Source organism: Bacillus sp. PK5-006 (genome assembly GCF_054161415.1).
In genome coordinates this window covers 2,933,786-2,948,221 of the sequence record NZ_CP096414.1, presented here as the reverse complement: position 1 = coordinate 2,948,221, position 14,436 = coordinate 2,933,786, and the positions used below count along the sequence as shown (strand labels likewise).

Annotated in this window: 13 protein-coding genes; 8 read left to right on the top strand and 5 right to left on the bottom strand. The window is 42.1% G+C overall.

The annotated features are described in order from the left end of the window. Positions 1–137 precede the first annotated feature (137 nt). Positions 138–1,211 (bottom strand): tetratricopeptide repeat-containing glycosyltransferase family 2 protein, encoded by a 1,074-nt coding sequence (locus M1D84_RS15290; protein WP_283859944.1) that lies wholly within the window; start codon positions 1,209–1,211, stop codon positions 138–140. Positions 1,212–1,343: 132 nt separating this feature from the next. On the opposite strand from M1D84_RS15290, the gene M1D84_RS15285 reads away from it, so the two are divergent. Then, positions 1,344–3,227 carry an ABC-F family ATP-binding cassette domain-containing protein gene (locus M1D84_RS15285; protein WP_283859945.1) on the top strand — a complete coding sequence of 628 codons (1,884 nt, stop codon included), beginning with the start codon at positions 1,344–1,346 and terminating at the stop codon, positions 3,225–3,227. 31 nt (positions 3,228–3,258) lie between these two features. Here M1D84_RS15285 and folE2 read toward each other — a convergent pair whose 3' ends face one another. Next, positions 3,259–4,155, bottom strand: a complete 897-nt coding sequence (folE2, locus tag M1D84_RS15280) for a GTP cyclohydrolase FolE2 (protein ID WP_247721782.1) — start codon at positions 4,153–4,155, stop codon at positions 3,259–3,261. A gap of 143 nt (positions 4,156–4,298) precedes the next feature. Between folE2 and M1D84_RS15275 the strand changes: the two genes are divergently transcribed. Next, positions 4,299–4,724: a MerR family transcriptional regulator gene (locus tag M1D84_RS15275; protein ID WP_024424586.1), complete on the top strand. Its 426-nt coding sequence runs from the start codon at positions 4,299–4,301 to the stop codon at positions 4,722–4,724. A 56-nt stretch (positions 4,725–4,780) separates the two neighbouring features. Further along, entirely contained in the window at positions 4,781–5,971 is a 1,191-nt protein-coding gene (locus M1D84_RS15270) for an MFS transporter (protein ID WP_024424587.1), read from the top strand. A gap of 47 nt (positions 5,972–6,018) precedes the next feature. Here M1D84_RS15270 and M1D84_RS15265 read toward each other — a convergent pair whose 3' ends face one another. Continuing rightward, positions 6,019–7,572 carry an ABC-F family ATP-binding cassette domain-containing protein gene (locus tag M1D84_RS15265; RefSeq protein ID WP_024426645.1) on the bottom strand — a complete coding sequence of 518 codons (1,554 nt, stop codon included), beginning with the start codon at positions 7,570–7,572 and terminating at the stop codon, positions 6,019–6,021. A 152-nt stretch (positions 7,573–7,724) separates the two neighbouring features. Between M1D84_RS15265 and M1D84_RS15260 the strand changes: the two genes are divergently transcribed. Beyond that, positions 7,725–8,867 carry a DEAD/DEAH box helicase gene (locus M1D84_RS15260; protein WP_024426644.1) on the top strand — a complete coding sequence of 381 codons (1,143 nt, stop codon included), beginning with the start codon at positions 7,725–7,727 and terminating at the stop codon, positions 8,865–8,867. A 37-nt stretch (positions 8,868–8,904) separates the two neighbouring features. Here M1D84_RS15260 and M1D84_RS15255 read toward each other — a convergent pair whose 3' ends face one another. Together M1D84_RS15255 and M1D84_RS15250 are read right to left on the bottom strand one after the other, a co-directional pair. Continuing rightward, positions 8,905–9,909 (bottom strand): NADP-dependent oxidoreductase, encoded by a 1,005-nt coding sequence (locus M1D84_RS15255; RefSeq protein WP_122631755.1) that lies wholly within the window; start codon positions 9,907–9,909, stop codon positions 8,905–8,907. A gap of 120 nt (positions 9,910–10,029) precedes the next feature. Continuing rightward, positions 10,030–10,407 (bottom strand): YfmB family protein, encoded by a 378-nt coding sequence (locus M1D84_RS15250; RefSeq protein ID WP_024424591.1) that lies wholly within the window; start codon positions 10,405–10,407, stop codon positions 10,030–10,032. Positions 10,408–10,628: 221 nt separating this feature from the next. Here M1D84_RS15250 and M1D84_RS15245 point away from each other — a divergent pair, with 221 nt between their 5' ends. From M1D84_RS15245 to M1D84_RS15230, 4 genes are all read left to right on the top strand, one after another. Then, complete coding sequence (locus M1D84_RS15245; protein WP_034282732.1) at positions 10,629–10,976, top strand: general stress protein; 348 nt, start codon at positions 10,629–10,631, stop codon at positions 10,974–10,976. A 959-nt stretch (positions 10,977–11,935) separates the two neighbouring features. Continuing rightward, positions 11,936–12,592, top strand: a complete 657-nt coding sequence (locus M1D84_RS15240) for a class I SAM-dependent methyltransferase (RefSeq protein ID WP_024424594.1) — start codon at positions 11,936–11,938, stop codon at positions 12,590–12,592. Between the two features lie 280 nt (positions 12,593–12,872). Then, positions 12,873–13,598 carry a GTP cyclohydrolase II gene (locus tag M1D84_RS15235; protein ID WP_024424596.1) on the top strand — a complete coding sequence of 242 codons (726 nt, stop codon included), beginning with the start codon at positions 12,873–12,875 and terminating at the stop codon, positions 13,596–13,598. A gap of 32 nt (positions 13,599–13,630) precedes the next feature. Next, on the top strand, positions 13,631–14,434 hold the full coding sequence (locus tag M1D84_RS15230) for a formylglycine-generating enzyme family protein (RefSeq protein ID WP_044335455.1): 804 nt from the start codon (positions 13,631–13,633) through the stop codon (positions 14,432–14,434). The last annotated feature ends 2 nt before the right edge of the window (positions 14,435–14,436 follow it).

The following is a 14,436-nucleotide window of genomic DNA, read 5'->3' as shown; positions in this document are numbered from 1 at the left end:
GTATATGCGCAAATGACAATTTAGTCAATTGGTTGAAAAACGCTTTAAATCACTAAAGTGTTAAACGTCACAACCGAATAAGTGTATAAAAAGAGACATCCGCCGGGAAATCGAAGGCGGATGTGGTGACAGACGATCTATGTCTGTTCAGCAAATATTTTTTCATTGTACAGCACACTTGGATGAGTGGGATGATGGGCGAAGGAGGCATGGTGATGTATTTTGGCTTTTTCCAGGTCGCCGAGCTGATAATAACAGTAGCAAAGCTGAAGGTGAGGATACCACGTTTTATATTGTGTAAGTGTGAAGGCTGTTTCGTTTTCAGGCGCCTTCAGCGCCTGCTCATACCAAAAGATGGCCGCCTGATGTTTATTTTGTATTTTTAGATGATCTCCGATCCGGCAGCAAAACTCTGGCCGGGGCTGATCATATAAGAAGGATCGTAATAATGAGGATAAGGCCGATTCCTCGAAACCTACCGCATAATAGCAGTCCGCTAAATATTGGCATGTGCGAATTTCGTCCTCAATCCAGCACTGTTTTGTGTTTAAAAATTCATGATAAAAACGAATCGCCCTGACATGCTGCCCGTTGTCTCTTAATTCATTGGCAAAATAAAAGAGATCACGGGGTGTCATATCCTCTCCTTTTGCCAGCATGTCTTCATAAATTCGCAAGTTGCGCCCAGGCTCACCAGCAGTAGTTTTCTTGCGCTTTTGATGTGTGACAGCGATATCGGCTGAGAAAATGTTTCCATACACTTGAAGAAACTCATGAACGGCCCCGTACCACTGAAAGTTCAACGAACGCTTCACAAGGCGATTTCTTCTATATTTGAAATTGACTTGACCGTTTTCATCGAATCCCACATGATAAAACATTGAGACAGCATCCACCGAAGGATCAAGTGTTTTCTTAAGCTGAAGCAATTTTTGGCGGTCTTCTTCAAGCAGAACATCGTCAGCATCGAGCCATAAAACATACTCTTTCGTTGCATGTGAGAAAGCAAAGTTGCGTGCTTTTGCAAAATGCTGCACCCATTCAAAATCCAGTACCTTTGCTGAAAAAGAATGAGCGATCTCCTTCGTTTGATCTGTTGATCCCGTATCAACGATAATCATCTCATCGACAATGTCTTGAACAGAAGAAAGACAGTCCGCCAGCACTTCCTCTTCATTTTTCACAATCATACATAAGCTAATGGTTATCATCTTTAGATCACCTCTTCATAGTGTATCGAGCATCAAAAGGAAACATTCTTTTCAGCATCGGGTTTTTTAAAACTAGTTTTCTGCTACTGGCTGATTTAAAATAAAGGAAGAATCTATGTAAGGGCTGATAAAATGAGTTTATTGAATGTTGAAGGATTATATAAAACCTATGGCGAGAAAACGCTGTTTGATCATATTTCGTTTCATATAGAACCGAAGGAGCGCATCGGATTGATTGGACCAAATGGTACAGGGAAGTCAACGCTTCTAAAAGTCATCGCGGGACTTGAATCGTTTGAGGAAGGTGACATCACGAAAGCAGGGACACTTGATATCGAATTTCTTGAGCAAGATCCTGAAATGAGCGGAACTGAAACGATTCTTGACTACATTTTTTCTGGAACGGCACCAATGATTCAAACGATGAAGGCGTATGAACAGGCACTCGCTGATTTAGACCATGACCCGCAAAATGAGGCAAAACAAGAGGCGCTGATGCGCATGCAAAACCGAATGGATCAGGAAGACGCTTGGGATGCGAACCTTTCAGCAAAAATGATTTTGACAAAACTTGGCGTGAAAGATGTGAGCCGCTCTGTCCATGCATTATCAGGCGGACAGAAAAAACGTGTCGCCATTGCTAAAAATTTAATTCAGCCTGCAGGTTTGTTGATTTTAGATGAGCCAACCAACCATCTTGATAATGCCACCATTGAATGGCTTGAAGGATATTTAAGCCAATATAGCGGTGCTGTCATTCTCGTGACGCACGATCGTTATTTCTTAAACCGGGTGGCCAATCGGATTTATGAGTTAAATCAAGGTCAGCTTTATACGTATAAAGGAAATTATGAAGTCTTTTTAGAAAAAAGAGCGGAGCGGGAAGCAGAAGCTCAGGTGAAAGAAACGAAGCGTCAAAACTTGCTTAGACGAGAGCTTGCATGGCTGAGACGAGGGGCAAAAGCAAGAACGACAAAGCAGAAAGCACGTATCGGCAGAGTCGAAGAGCTGAAAGATCAAAAAGGGCCTGATGCGAAGGGAGAGCTTGATTTTGCCATCGGCTCGCACCGCTTGGGAAAACAAGTGATCGAGGCAGAAGACTTATCGATTTCATTTGCTGGCCAGACCCTTGTGGAGCGGTTTACAGATTTAGTCGTGCCGGGTGATCGTATCGGATTCATCGGACCGAATGGAGTCGGCAAAACCACTCTGCTGAACTGTTTAGCGGGTAAAATCGAACCGACCTCAGGACAATTGACCATTGGACAAACCGTTCGTATTGGCTATTACACGCAGGATCACAAGGAAATGAATGATGAGCTGACTATCATTGAGTATATCAAGGAAACAGCTGAGATCGTCAAGACGTCTGATGGCGCCATTGTCACAGCAGAGCAGATGCTGGAGCGCTTCCTTTTCCCAAGATCGATGCAGCGGACGTTTATCCGTAAGCTGTCAGGGGGAGAACGCCGCAGATTGTATTTATTGAAGGTCTTAATGGAAGAACCGAATGTTCTCTTTTTAGATGAGCCGACGAACGACCTTGATACAGAGACCCTCAGTATTTTAGAGGATTATTTAGAGCAGTTCCCTGGCGTCGTCATCACCGTGTCCCATGATCGTTATTTCTTAGACCGAGTGGTTCACCGCCTGCTTGTCTTTGAAGGAAATGGCCGCATTTCACACTTCCAAGGTGCTTACAGCGATTATATGGAACAGGAAAAAGAGCAGAAGCGGACAGAGGCAAAGCCTGCTGAAAAACAAGTAGAAGCTGCGCCGAAAAAGAGAAAAAAACTTTCTTATAAAGACCAGCTTGAATGGGACGGGATTGAAGACCGGATACAGGCATTAGAAGAAAAACATCAGCAGCTCGAAGACAGCATTGCAGAGGCAGGCAGTGATTTTGGAAAAATTCAAGAGCTGATGGACGAACAAAAAGCCGTTGCGGAAGAATTAGAACAAGCAATGGACCGCTGGACAGAACTATCTCTTATGATTGAGGAAATGAATGAATAAAGATGTGGAAATAAAAAACCTGTAGAGCGATCTACAGGTTTTTTTCATAAGAGCATTTGGCATACGCATCATGCTGGTGGATGGATTCCTCATTACGGCACTCAACTTGAATGCCTTTAATCCATGGCTGTTCATATAATTCAATGGCAATTAATCTTGTGATATCTTCTACAAAGCGCGGATTTTCATAAGCCTCTTCTGTCACTTTCTTTTCATCAGGTCTTTTGAGTACGGGATAAAGCGGTGCGCTCGCATTGGACTCAATGATATGTAAAAGAGCGGCCTTGATGTCGTCAGGAAGCGATGCTTGTTCAAACAACTCTACGTGAATGGAAACAGATCCGCGCTGATTATGTGCACCATATTCACTGATTTCCTTGGAACAAGGACATAATGTCGTGACCTGTGCATCGCAGCCCACATGACAGGTCCATCCGTCCTTTTCATGAAAATGGACGTCATATTTGATAGTCGCATGCATCAAGCCTGACTGCCCGGTGACTGGGCTCTGTTTTTCCATGTACCATGGAAAGGAAACTTGAACGGAAGCAGAGGGTTGACTCATTTTCCGGGCGATCGCTGCCGTCAATTCTTTTAGGGCATTCACATCAAGCGGCTTGCTGCTCTCATAAAACGAGTGCAGCTGTTCAGTGAGACGGCTCATATGAATGCCTTTTTGATGAGCTGGCAGGGAAGTACTCAGTGAAAATTCAGCAGTAGTTGTCTGGCGCTGTGGTGCTGTTTTAGATACGATATGCACCGGATAGGACATGCGGCAGATCCCGACTTGTTCAAGATGAAAATAAAAGTCCTGCTCTGTTTTTTGAATGTCCGTCATGTCCTCTTTTTGCCAAGGCTTTGTGCCAAGACTTGGCGGTACAGATCCGAATAGCTGGTGCCGCTCTTCTTTAGATGGAAATGAACGCATATATTACCTCCTATAAATCGTAATTATTACTATTTATTCTGCGATAAAACAGGAAGGAAATCAAGGGTTAAAACTTTAACGTTTACGTTAAGGTTATAAAGGTGTATAATAAAACATGAATTGATGAGCAGGAGGCACTGGTGATGGAATGGATGAAAATTGATCAAGTGGCGAAAAGAAGCGGACTAACAAAACGGACGATTCGTTTCTATGAAGAGATTGGTTTATTATCAGCACCAAAGCGGACAGAGGGCGGAGTCAGACTTTACTCAGAGGACGACATGGAAGAGCTAGAGAAAGTGATGCAGGCAAAAGAGGTACTCGGCTTTTCTTTACAGGAGCTTCAATCGTTTATGGAAATCGGAAAGCAGCTAGAGCTGAATAAAGAAGGCTACTTGCTGTCGCTTGATCCGAAGGAACGATTAGAGAAGCTGTTAGATATTGAGGCGCAGCTGACTGTGCAGCATCAATTGATTTCAAAAAAGCTTGAAACCATTCAATCCTTTAAAAAGGATCTTGAAGCGATGAAAGAAAGAGCGGCTCATGCAATTGAGCAATTACAAAAATAAACACCTCTGCGTGTTTATTTTATTTTGTCAACATTTGAAGGAAAGGTTCTGATGGAATGAAGGAAGAAGAAGTGTTGAAACAGCGTACAAGTTTGCTTAGGCAGCCAAAAGCCGTTTGGGCTGTTGCCTTTGCGTGTGTGATTTCGTTTATGGGAATAGGACTCGTGGATCCGATTCTGCCAGCCATTGCATCGCAATTACATGCATCTCCAAGTCAGGTGTCTCTTTTATTTACAAGCTACTTACTTGTGACCGGCTTTGTGATGTTTTTCACCGGCTTTATTTCTAGCCGGATTGGTGCGAAATGGACATTATTAGTAGGACTCATTTTTATTATTGTTTTTTCTGCTTTAGGGGGTACTTCTTCAACGATTAATGAATTGATTGGCTTTAGAGGCGGATGGGGCATTGGGAATGCTTTATTTATTTCAACTGCACTCTCTGTCATTGTCGGTGTATCTGTTGGAGGAAGTGCGAAGGCCATTATTTTATACGAGGCAGCATTAGGTCTTGGGATATCGGTTGGACCGCTGCTTGGCGGTGAGCTTGGAACAATTTCTTGGCGCGGGCCTTTCTTTGGCGTTGCCGTGTTAATGCTCATTGCTCTTTTAGCGATTACCTTTATGCTTCCACCTATGCAAAAGCCGCAGAAAAAAGTGAAATTTTTCGAGGCTGTTGGGGCGTTAAAATATAAAGGACTTTTAACGATGGCATCTGCCGCTTTCTTATACAATTTTGGTTTCTTTGTGCTTTTAGCGTATTCACCATTTGTGCTCCATCTTGATGAGCATGGACTTGGTTATGTCTTTTTTGGTTGGGGGCTATTTTTAGCTGTGACCTCTGTCTTCTCAGCGCCGGTCATTCATCGCAAACTTGGGACATTGACCTCACTTGTGGTTCTGTTTGCTTCGTTTGCTGTAATTTTATTCGGCATTGGGATATGGACGTCTCATGTTGTGGTCGTGATATGCGGAATTGTCATTGCTGGGGGAATTCTCGGTATGATCAATACAGTGCTCACAACAGCTGTGATGGGGTCAGCACCGGTTGAACGTTCAATTGCTTCATCCTCTTACAGTGCTGTACGGTTTATTGGGGGCGCGATCGCTCCCTGGATTGCCGGAGTTCTCGCTGAATCCTATACAGCAAGTACACCTTATTATGTCGGGGCTGCTGTTGTTCTTCTAGGCATGATTATTTTGCTCCTTGGACGTAAGCATTTGGTGAATATCCAAGCAGGTCATTAATTAGAAAAAGGCCTTATATCTTTTGAAGATATAAGGCTTTTTTGTCGTTATAATACTTTTGTCGTCCAAGATTCGCAATTCCAAGTTTCGGTTGCCACATCTTGATAAAATTCAGGTTCGTGAGAAATCAATAAGACGCTGCCTTTATATTCTTTTAAGGCGCGTTTTAGTTCTTCTTTTGCATCGACATCTAAGTGGTTTGTCGGCTCATCGAGAACAAGTAAGTTGGTTTCTTCGTTGATCAGCTTGCAAAGACGGACCTTTGCTTTTTCTCCTCCGCTTAAAACAGACACACGGCTTTCAATATGTTTTGTCGTTAATCCGCATTTTGCAAGAGCGGCTCTGACTTCATATTGCGTGTAAGAAGGGAAGGTGCTCCATACTTCTTCAATACAAGTATTGCTGTTTTGCTCTTTTACTTCTTGCTCAAAGTAGCCAATATGCAAGAATTCTCCACGTTCCACCTCACCAGAAATAGGTGTGATTTCCCCAAGAAGACTTCGGAGCAGCGTCGTTTTTCCGATACCGTTAGCACCGTACAACGCAATTTTTTGCCCGCGTTCCATTTTCAAATTCAATGGGCGAGAGAGCGGTTCATCATAACCGATGACCAAATCTTTCGTTTCAAAAATCAGTTTCCCAGACGTACGTGCCGGTTTAAAGTGGAATTCTGGTTTTGGTTTTTCTGCTGCCAGTTCAATCATATCCATCTTATCCAGTTTCTTTTGACGGGACATCGCCATATTTCTTGTGCTGACACGTGCTTTGTTTCTTGCGACAAAATCCTTTAGTTCAGCCACTTCCTGCTGCTGTCTTTTATAGGCTGCTTCAAGCTGCTGCTTCTTAACTTCGTACACTTGTTTAAATTGATCATAATCGCCAACATAGCGCGTGAGCTCTTGATTTTCAACATGATAAATCAAGTTGATGACACTGTTTAAAAACGGAATATCATGTGAAATGAGGATAAACGCATTTTCATACTCCTGTAAATAACGCTTCAGCCATTCAATATGCTGCTCATCCAAATAGTTGGTCGGCTCATCGAGAAGGAGAATTTCAGGTTTCTCTAACAGCAATTTTGCTAGCAATACCTTCGTACGCTGACCGCCGCTGAGCTCCGTCACATCACGGTCTAATCCAAGATCCGTTAACCCAAGACCTCTTGCAATCTCCTCGACCTTAGAATCAATGATATAGAAATCATTGTTTGTCAGTGCGTCCTGAATGACGCCAACTTCCTCTAACAGCTTTTCCAGCTCATCAGGATCGGCTTCACCCATTTTGCCATAAATGTCATTCATCGCGGCTTCCATTGAAAATAAATAATGGAATGCATCCTGAAGGACCTCACGGATCGTTCTTCCCTTTTCTAGCACGGTATGCTGATCAAGGTAGCCGACACGGACATTTTTCGCCCATTCGACTTTTCCTGCATCTGGCTCCAGCTTGCCAGTAATAATATTCATAAACGTTGACTTTCCTTCACCGTTGGCGCCGATTAAGCCGACATGCTCGCCTTTTAATAAACGGAAGGACACTTCGTGGAAAATGGCTCTGTCGCCAAAGCCATGACTTAAATCTTTAACAGATAATATCATTTTTTACACCTCAAATAGATTCAAAACGGCTAGTGCCTCTCATGATTATATCGAACTGTCCGGCTCGATAAAAGCATCAAAAGAAAAATTGCGTTTCAAAGCTGATTTTGAGATACTAAAGGATAGATTGAATGAGGATAAAGGAGATCGACATGACGGAAAATTGGGCATTTTTGAAAGAAGCAAAGCCATTTATTCAGGAAAATTTTCAAGCGGCTGGCTTCGAAAAACCAACAGCTATACAAGAAAAAACAGCAGAGTGGATTACGGAGAAGCGTGATGTGATCGCAGAATCGCCAACTGGGACTGGGAAGACACTTGCGTATGTACTGCCGCTTTTAAATAAAATTGATGTCAATATCAAGCATCCTCAAGTCTTAATCTTGGCACCTTCAAGAGAGCTTGTGATGCAAATCTTTGATGTCGTGCAAGAGTTCAAACAAGGATCAGACATCAAAGCGGTCTCCTTGATTGGTGGAGCGAACATCAAGAAGCAGCAAGAAAAACTAAAGAAACATCCGAACATCGTTGTGGCGACACCGGGCCGAGTACAAGAATTAATCAAAATCAAGAAACTGAAAATGCATGAAGTCAAAACGATTGTATTGGACGAAGCAGATCAGCTTCTTGTGCCAGAGCATATGAAAACGATCCAAGGGATCATTAAGTCCACATTAAAAGAAAGACAAATCCTTTGCTTTTCTGCAACGTTGAAAGAAGAAACCGTTCAGCTGATCAAAGAAATGACATCTGAACCAGAAGTATTGAAAATTGCTAGAAGCGAGGAAGAAGCGCAGAAAGTGGGTCACTATTATCTGTTATGTGATCAGCGTGACAAAGTGAAACTGCTGCAAAAGCTCTCACGGCTTGAGGACATGCAGGCGCTCGTTTTTGTGCGTGACATTACGAACTTAAGCATTTATGCAGAGAAATTAGCGTACCATCATGTCGACCTTGGTGTCCTTCATAGTGAAGCAAAAAAAGCTGAGCGTGCTGTGATCTTAAAATCATTTGAACAGCGTGAATTCCCGCTCCTCCTTGCAACAGATATTGCAGCAAGAGGAATCGATATTGATGATCTCCCATATGTGATTCATGCAGATATGCCAAATGAAGAGGGCTACATCCACCGTTCAGGCAGAACCGGACGCGCAGGAAAAGAAGGCGCAGTCATCAGTCTTGTCACACCTCAAGAGCAATCAATGCTGAAAAAAATGGCGAAAAAGCTGAATCTTTCGCTTGAAGAAATTGTGTATAAGCAAGGCCAGCTGCACCTTGCACCCAAGCAGGCATAAGAAAAGGACCCTCCATTATTGGCAGGGTCCTTTTTTGTTATGAAATTTTGACAAGCTGTTTTCCGACATTTTCTCCTTTGAATAGTCCAAGGAATGCGTCAGGAATGTTGTCAAAGCCTTCAATGATTGTTTCTTTATATGTGAGTTTGTCTTCTTTTACCCATTGTGCGAGATCCTTCGCTGCCTCTCCAAAACGATCGGAATAGTTGGCAACGATGAAGCCTTGCATCAATGCGCTTGTTTTGATGAGTTTTGTTTGCACACGCGGTCCGATGTCCTCGCTTGCGCTAATGTTATAAGAAGAAATGGCGCCGCATACTGGAATGCGTGCAAACCGGTTCAAATGATTCATCACCGCATCTGAAATCTCGCCGCCTACATTGTCAAAGTACACATCAACGCCGTTAGGACAGGCTTTTGCAATGGCATCATCTAAATCATTTGTTGTTTTATAATTAATCGTTTCATCAAAGCCCAATTCTTTTAAATAAGCGAGTTTATCGTCAGATCCGGCAATTCCAACGACGTGTGCGCCTTTGATCTTAGCGATTTGACCCACAACGGAACCAACGGCGCCTGCGGCTCCAGAAATGACAACCGTCTCGCCTTTTTTTGGCTGGCCAATCGTAAGCAGGCCGAAGTAAGCGGTTTGCCCTGGCATGCCCAAAATCCCTAAATAATAGGACAATGGCGCAATGGACGGATCAATTTTAGTCAGAGATTCAGCTTTGGCAGTGGAATATTCTTGCCATCCAAGGAATCCAAGGACAAAATCACCTTTTTCAAATTGAGGCGATTTCGACTCAACGACTTCTCCGACAACACCGCCCTGAATCACTTCATTTAGCTTGAACGGAGGTGTATAGGATTTTGTATCCTGCATTCGCCCTCTCATATAAGGATCTACAGAAACATATTTCGTTTGAATCAAGACCTCTCCATCTTGCGGCACAGGTATATCTACTGTTTCAAAATGAAAAACATCTTTTGTAGGTAATCCTTTTGGACGTTTGGCTAATTGAATTTGCTTTTGTTGACTCATGTCAAATCCTCCCTTTCACTTACAGCCTAGATTTACATTAACATGATGCTTCTTTTCGTTCAAAACATACGGACTTTTCAAAACCCACATAAAAAAGCAGCCGCCATCTTATCGAAGGGACTACTTTTTCTGAAAAGATACAGAGAGGAGCGGCGGGAGACAGCCAAACAGCTGATACACATCCGCATCACGTTCTTTTAACAAATATTCGTTTGCATTTTGCATGGAGGCTTTCATCATATCGCGCGTCACAAAAGGGAAAAGGATATTCAAGTATGAGGACAACAGGTCTTGTGGATCTTGTTCAATTGACTCGATATCTCCAATGTTAATAATGATGGAAAAGAGATAATCAATGGAGATGTGAAAGTGCTGTTCGGCAAACAATGTAAGCGGCTTTGTATTTGCTTCTTCAGGATTCCACTTTTGAAAAAGCTGTTTCACCAAATCACTGACAACCCAAGCATTAAACTGCTGCTCCGCTGAAAAGTAATACATCAGCTCTCCCTCATTTCTAGCCTCCAGTATAAGAATTGTACAACAAATCAACAGGATTGAACATAATAATTCAGAAAATTTAGTCATTTTTACAGGCTTTTTGTCAAAAATAAGTCGATAGACATGGTACGTCGATCAAGCAAATTGGATGTGCTCGTGGAAGGTTTAATGTCAAAAGTGACGGGTAAAAGATTCGTAAGACGTTAAAGGAGGAATATAAAATGAAACCTGTTGTAAGAGAGTATTCAAATGATGAAACACTTCAAAAAGATGTAGAGCAATTAAAGGCACTCGGTGTTGCAAGAGAGGACATTTATGTTCTGTCCCATGACGATGATCGAACAGAGCGTATTGCAAATAATGCAGATGCCAATACGATTGGCTCAAGAGAAGTTGGACTCAAACATGCGGTTGGGAACATCTTTAGTAAAAAGGGCGATGAGCTTCGCAATAAAATTCATGAAATTGGTTTCTCAAAAGAAGAAGCTGAGACATTTGAAGAACATTTAGACGAAGGGAAAGTCCTTCTCTTTGTCACAGATCATGAAAAAGTGAAAAACTGGGCGTAATCGCCAATCGAAAAAGCCTCTTACTTTTGTAAGGGGCTTTTTTTCATGCTTCTATGTCTAAAAGAGAGACATATATCTTTTTTACGATAATAAGTAAATACATAAGTATGGAATAAATAGTAAACTTTCTAATTGAAAATGCCGTTATACCAATGAAAATCATGAAGAATCAGAAAAAAATAGTCGAAATATCACAAAAAACCATTCGGGAAATAATTATTGTATCTTTCTATTTTGATTTAAAATTAAATAAAAAACTTGTGTAATTTAGTAGATAAATTTCTTAGTTCTATTGGTTTAAGTTGTATTTTTGTGTAGAAATAAGTATTTTAAGGTCAAAAAACCACGAAAATTACCTGTATTTTCAATTAGAAAATTCATTTTAATGTTTAGGAAATAATTTGTTGACAAAATAAACTAAAAACAATATATTTGGCTTAATCCAGTCATTATGGAATTAGTTGTTAAATTTCCGGCGGGTTTATTCGAAGCATAATCTAGTGAAAGGGGGTGGCAAGAACCAAAGCGTAAGCGCCTCTTAGATACAAAAATGTCTACTAGAACTGAACAAATCGTCGTTTACTTGAAGAAAAAATGATCGCCATTCTAAACAGTAGATTGATCTTTCTACTAAAAGCACAGTGTAAGAGATTGTCCAAAAGACGTTAAGTCCTTATAAAAAGAGAAAGCGGTTTCAATAAGAAATGTGAGTTGATCGAACGGTAAAGGAGGTGAACTCATATGAAAAAAAGAGAGAACAAGCTGAGGCGGTGCGGCCTTCGAAGGGCTGCATATGAGGATGAATGCTGAAAAAGAAGAGTAAACATGTGGGGTGCTTCTCTTCTTTTTCAGAAAAACAGATTTTCCTAAAAAATCCATCTTTCATTTTAACATAAGGTTTTTGGCTTGAAAACCACCTTTGCCCGAAAAGAAGATTGTGAATTGAAGGAGGTTTCATGATGAAAAAGGCTTTGTACCATGAAGACAGTGGATTGTATTTAGAAAAGATGCGCATGGCATTCCAAGAGCATTATGAGCAAAGAACAGATATGTGGTCTACTGATCCATCCTTAACAGACGCAGCAGTGATGTCATTAAAGGCATGGCGTTCAAGGGAAAAGAATGCACTTGCTTCTGTGCTGGATATCGGGTGCGGCAACGGCCGTGCACTAGAACATTTAAGCGGGCTTTCCGCATATGTCGGTATCGACCTGTATGAGCATGAGGAGTGGGAAGGGTTACAGAAAAGAGAAACAGTTCCTGTCCATTTTGTTCATCAAGATTTTATGTCATGGTCCATGGATCAGGGACGCGGGATGCAGTTTGATTTAATTTTAGATCATGGCTGTTTTCATCATCAACATCCTGATGATCATGAACGTTATTTAAAACAGGTCTCTTCTTTACTTCATGAAGGCGGTGTCTTTTCGCTTGTTGTCTGGGGAGAACAGTGGAAAACAGGATTAATCGGAGAAGATGGCCGTTTCCATTTTTCATTCTCAGATTCTCAGCTTGGCGAAAAAATTTGTACATCAGGTCTTGAGCTTGTATCCATATCACCGTTACAAGCGAAGGCTGGAATAAGCCAGCATCATGTCATTGCCGTCAAAATCTAGTACAAAGGTGAGTGATTCAAAGCTAGCAGAGGAGTTCATGGGAAGAAAGAGCGTCTGCCAATCAAGAGCGTTTGCTGCTCTGACAGAAAATAAAGCATATGAACCAAAATTTCTGCTCCTTTGTACTGGAAAAGGACAAGGTCTAAAGCAATGAGAGACATCGCACATCCATTTTCTTCTGCGGGAGCACACAAGCTGAGGGGTGCGTACACATATTCATCACTCCATCACTGCGCTATGGGAGTCGATTTGGGTGCAGTGATGAATAGGGGGGAGACTAATGAACAAGTTTGTAGATGAATTACAATCAATGATTCATCATTTTACCTTTCAAGATAAACACTATTTGCTCGTGGGGCCTGTGAACCTGCCAATTTCCATTCAACATGAAGAAGTGCCATTTAAGTGGTATGCCTTCGCGCCTGTTGAACGGGATACAAAACCAACGATCGAATCGATTGTCCAAATGAGTACCGCGCAGCAAACCTTTTCCTCTTGTCTCTTATTTGGCGACTTTGAAAATGAACGGCCGCCGCTTGTGCGAATCCATAGTGTCTGCCAAACAGGAGATGTGTTTGGGTCACTGAAATGTGATTGTGGTCCACAGCTTGCATTATCGCTGAAGAAAATCACCGATTACGGAAAAGGCATGCTTGTGTATATGGCCAATCAAGAAGGTCGGTCTATTGGGCTGATGGCAAAAGCGTTGACGTATAAATTACAGGAGATGCAGCTGGATACTTTTGAAGCCAACCGCCTGATCGGCTGCGGGGATGATGATCGGCATTACGAGGAAGCAGCAGCTGTTTTGCACTATTTAAACAAAGGAAAACCATTGCATTTACTAACGAACAATCCAGATAAAGTCGATTCTATTGCAGCTTATGGTCTTCCTGTTTTGCGGTTTGATCATACGGTCGAAGCCTCTCTCTACAATGAAGCCTATTTAAAGGCAAAAGCAGCCTCAGGGCATATGGTCGATGAGAAGAAATTAATTAATCAATAGACGAGTTTATTGAAAGAAGGCGGGAGAAAAGCGTGAAACCTGATATCAATTGGATTCAAATCCCAAGCGGCTATGCAACGATTGGAAGTAATGAAGAAGATATGAAAAAGGCAGCAGAATTCTGGAAGGACAAGCTGCTCAATCCAACCTACGGCCGTGAGAAAAAATTTCAAAAGTGGCTGTACAAAGAATTTCCATCCTATCAGCCGTATATCAACGAATTTTTTATCTCAGATACGGTCGTCAGCAATGAACTGTATCAAAGCTATTGTGATGAAACAGGCCAGACATACCCGGAGAGTTTAACGAACGAAGAGCTTGGCGGGGGAAAAGATCATCCAGCTTGGGGCATGGACATTGAGGATGCCTTCTCGTTCTGTCAGTGGCTGAGCGGGAAACTTGGGATTGATGTTTCGATTCCTACTGAAGAAGAATGGGAGTATGCTGCCCGGGGAAACACGAGAAATCAATACCCGTGGGGAGATGAGTTTGATCCTTCTTACTGCAATACGCACGAATCAAATATTGAAAAAACGACGCCTGTCCGTCATTACGAAAAGGGCCGATCCTTATTTGGTCTTTATGATATGGGGGGCAACGTCGAGGAATGGGTCAACACCAAATATCACGTTTATGAAGGCGGCATCGAGGTCGTCGATGATTTAACGGAAACACTCGGAAATGATTACTATATTTTAAAAGGCGGCTCTTTCGCAAGAGGTGGAGATTTATGCAGAGTCGCAAGAAGACACGGGAAGCACCCAGATCCCGTTTTTCGATTTACTGGTTTTCGTTTAGTGACTCGTCAAAAACAACATATAAAGGTGGGAGTGTAAAA